Origin of the sequence: Streptomyces sp. CBMA291, from assembly GCF_014596525.1 — a bacterium.
GTDB lineage: Bacteria > Actinomycetota > Actinomycetes > Streptomycetales > Streptomycetaceae > Streptomyces.
Genome location: NZ_MSJP01000048.1, coordinates 1 through 2,597 on the forward strand (window position 1 = coordinate 1; position 2,597 = coordinate 2,597).

3 protein-coding genes are annotated in these 2,597 nt (G+C 75.4%); all 3 read left to right on the forward strand.

The features are described 5' to 3' along the window. Positions 1–332 (forward strand): sirohydrochlorin chelatase (locus tag BU197_RS13350; RefSeq protein ID WP_317453386.1); only part of this gene is annotated, 332 nt, incomplete at its 5' end. A gap of 499 nt (positions 333–831) precedes the next feature. Further along, positions 832–2,013, forward strand: coding sequence for a low temperature requirement protein A (locus BU197_RS13355; protein WP_188268472.1), 1,182 nt, complete (start codon positions 832–834; stop codon positions 2,011–2,013). A 50-nt stretch (positions 2,014–2,063) separates the two neighbouring features. Continuing rightward, the coding region (locus BU197_RS13360) for a P1 family peptidase (RefSeq protein ID WP_223184075.1) at positions 2,064–2,597 on the forward strand (534 nt) is incomplete at its 3' end.

Below are 2,597 nucleotides of genomic sequence, written 5' to 3' on the forward strand. Positions count from 1 at the left end.
GTCCCGGCGGCGCCGACGGCACCCGCACGGCGGCGCGGCAGTTGCGCGCGCTGCTTCCGGTACGGGTGCCGGTGGCCGTGGCGTACTGCTCGGCGGGTGCGCCGGGCCCGGCGGAGGAGGTCGCGCGGTTGCGGGCGGCCGGTTTCCGGCGGGTCGCGGTCGCCGCCCATCTGCTCGCCCCGGGCCGCTTCACCCGGACGCTCGCACGGCTCCCGGACACCTGGGCGGTGTCGGCCCCGCTCGCGGACCACACCCGACTGGCGACCCTGATAGCGACCCGCTACGCACAGGCGGAACCGGAGCCGTGCCCGCGGGGGAGCCGGGGCCGGTGACCGCAGGGGAAGCCCGCGCCGTGTCCGTAGGGAAGCCGGGGCCGGTGACCGCAGGGAAGCCGGGGCCGGTGACCGCAGGGAAGCCGGGGCCGGTGACCGCAGGGAAGCCGGGGCCGGTGACCGCAGGGGAAACCCTGCGGGAAGCCCCCGTAAGGGACGGCCCGGTAAGGGACACCCGTAAGGGAGAGCCCGGTGGGGACACCCGTAAGGGAGGGTCTGGCGAGAGAACCCCGTAAGGGAGACCCGGCACGGGCGCCCCCTAAGGGAAGCCCCGCACGAGGGCCCCACCCCAGGAGCCCCGCAAGGGAAGCCCCCGTCCCAGGGCCCCCGCAAGGGAAGCCCCCGCGAGGTTCCCCACCTCACCTCGCCCCCACCCCACCTCACCTCGCCCCACCCTCACCTCACCCCGCCGCGCCCCACCCCCGCCGCGCCCCTCTCACCCCGCCCCCGTCACGCGTGCCTCGGCACCCCGACGTGTCCGCTCTGGTGTGCTGGGGTCATGACACAACCGTTTCTGCCGTTGACCGCGCGGTCCCGCGCGGAGTCGCACCGGGTCTCCACCCCGCTCGAACTCTTCTTCGACCTGTGTTTCGTCGTCGCCATCGCCCAGGCGGGGGCCGAGCTGGTGCACGCGGTCGCCGGGGGCCACGCCGGGCAGGGCGTCCTCGACTACGCGATGGTCTTCTTCGCGATCTGGTGGGCCTGGATGAACTTCACCTGGTTCGCCTCGGCGTACGACAACGACGACGTGCTGTTCCGGCTCGTCACCCTGCTCCAGATCGCGGGCGTGCTCGTCCTCGCCGCCGGGGTCTCGCGCGCTTTCGAGACGCACGACTTCCTCGGCGTCTACCTCGGCTACGTCGTGATGCGGCTCGCGCTCGCCTCGCAGTGGCTGCGGGCCGCACGGCACGCCGTCGACCCGGTGGAGCGGACGATGTGCCTGCGGTACGCGACGGGGGTGGCCCTCGTCCAGATCGGCTGGCTCGCGCTCGTCCTGCTGCCCGAGCCCGCCCGGGGCTGGGTCTTCCTGGTCATGGTGCCGGCCGAGCTGGCCGTACCGCTGTTCGCGGAGAGGGACCTGCCGAGCGCCTGGCATCCGCACCACATCGCCGAGCGGTACGGCCTGTTCACCATCATCGTGCTCGGCGAGACCGTCGCCGCCGCGACGGTCGCCGTGAAGACCGGCATCGTCGAACACGACGCCCTCGACAGGCTCGTGCCGATCGCGGTGGGCGGTCTGCTGCTCGTCTTCGCCGCCTGGTGGATCTACTTCGTCGCGCCCGCGCACACCCTGCTGCGGTCCAGCCGCCAGGGCTTCCTGTGGGGATACGGCCATTATGTGATCTTCGCTTCGGTCGCCGCCGTCGGCGCGGGCCTGGAGATCGCCGTCGAACAGGCCGTGGGCAAGGCCCACATCGGCGCCCTCGCGGCAGCGGCGGCGGTGACCATCCCCACCGCCCTGTACCTGATGTCCGTATGGCTGCTCCACGCCCGCCACTTCAAGGTCGGTCTCGCCCAGCAGCTCGTCCTGCCCGTGGCGTCGCTCGCGGTGCTCCTGTGCTCCTTCGCGGGCCGCTGGGCGGTCCTGGCCACCGGTCTGGTCGCGACGGCCACGGTGGCGATCGGCGTGACCCTGACGGCGGGCAACCCGGCGACCCGGGACCGGCCGGAGACCGGCTGACCCCTGCGGGGAAGGGCCCGCCGCGCCCGTACGCGTGGTAGGCAGGGCCCATGACTCAGCCCGAACGTCCCGAACGTCCCGGACGCCCCGCCCGCGCCGACGCCCTCACCGACGTCCCCGGCGTACGCGTGGGCCACGCGCGCGTGGCCGGGTCCGGGGCGCTCAGCGGCACCACGGTGGTGCTGGCCCCGGTGGGCGGCGCGGTCGCCGCCGTGGACGTGCGGGGCGGCGGTCCCGGGACGCGGGAGACGGACGCGCTCGACCCGAGGAACGTCGTCGAGCGGATCGACGCGATCGTCCTGACCGGCGGCAGCGCGTACGGCCTCGACGCGGCTTCCGGGGTGATGGCCTGGCTTGAGGAGCGGCACCGGGGGGTCAGGGTGGGCCCCGATCCGGCGCACGTGGTGCCGGTGGTGCCCGCCGCCTGCGTCTTCGACCTGGGCCGTGGCGGGGACTTCGGGGCGCGGCCGGACGCGGCCACAGGGCGGGCTGCGGGGGGGGGGGGGGGGGGGGGGGGGGGGGGGGGGGGGAGGGGGGGGGGGGGGGGGGGGGGGAGGGGGGGGGGGGCGGGGGGGGGGGGGGGG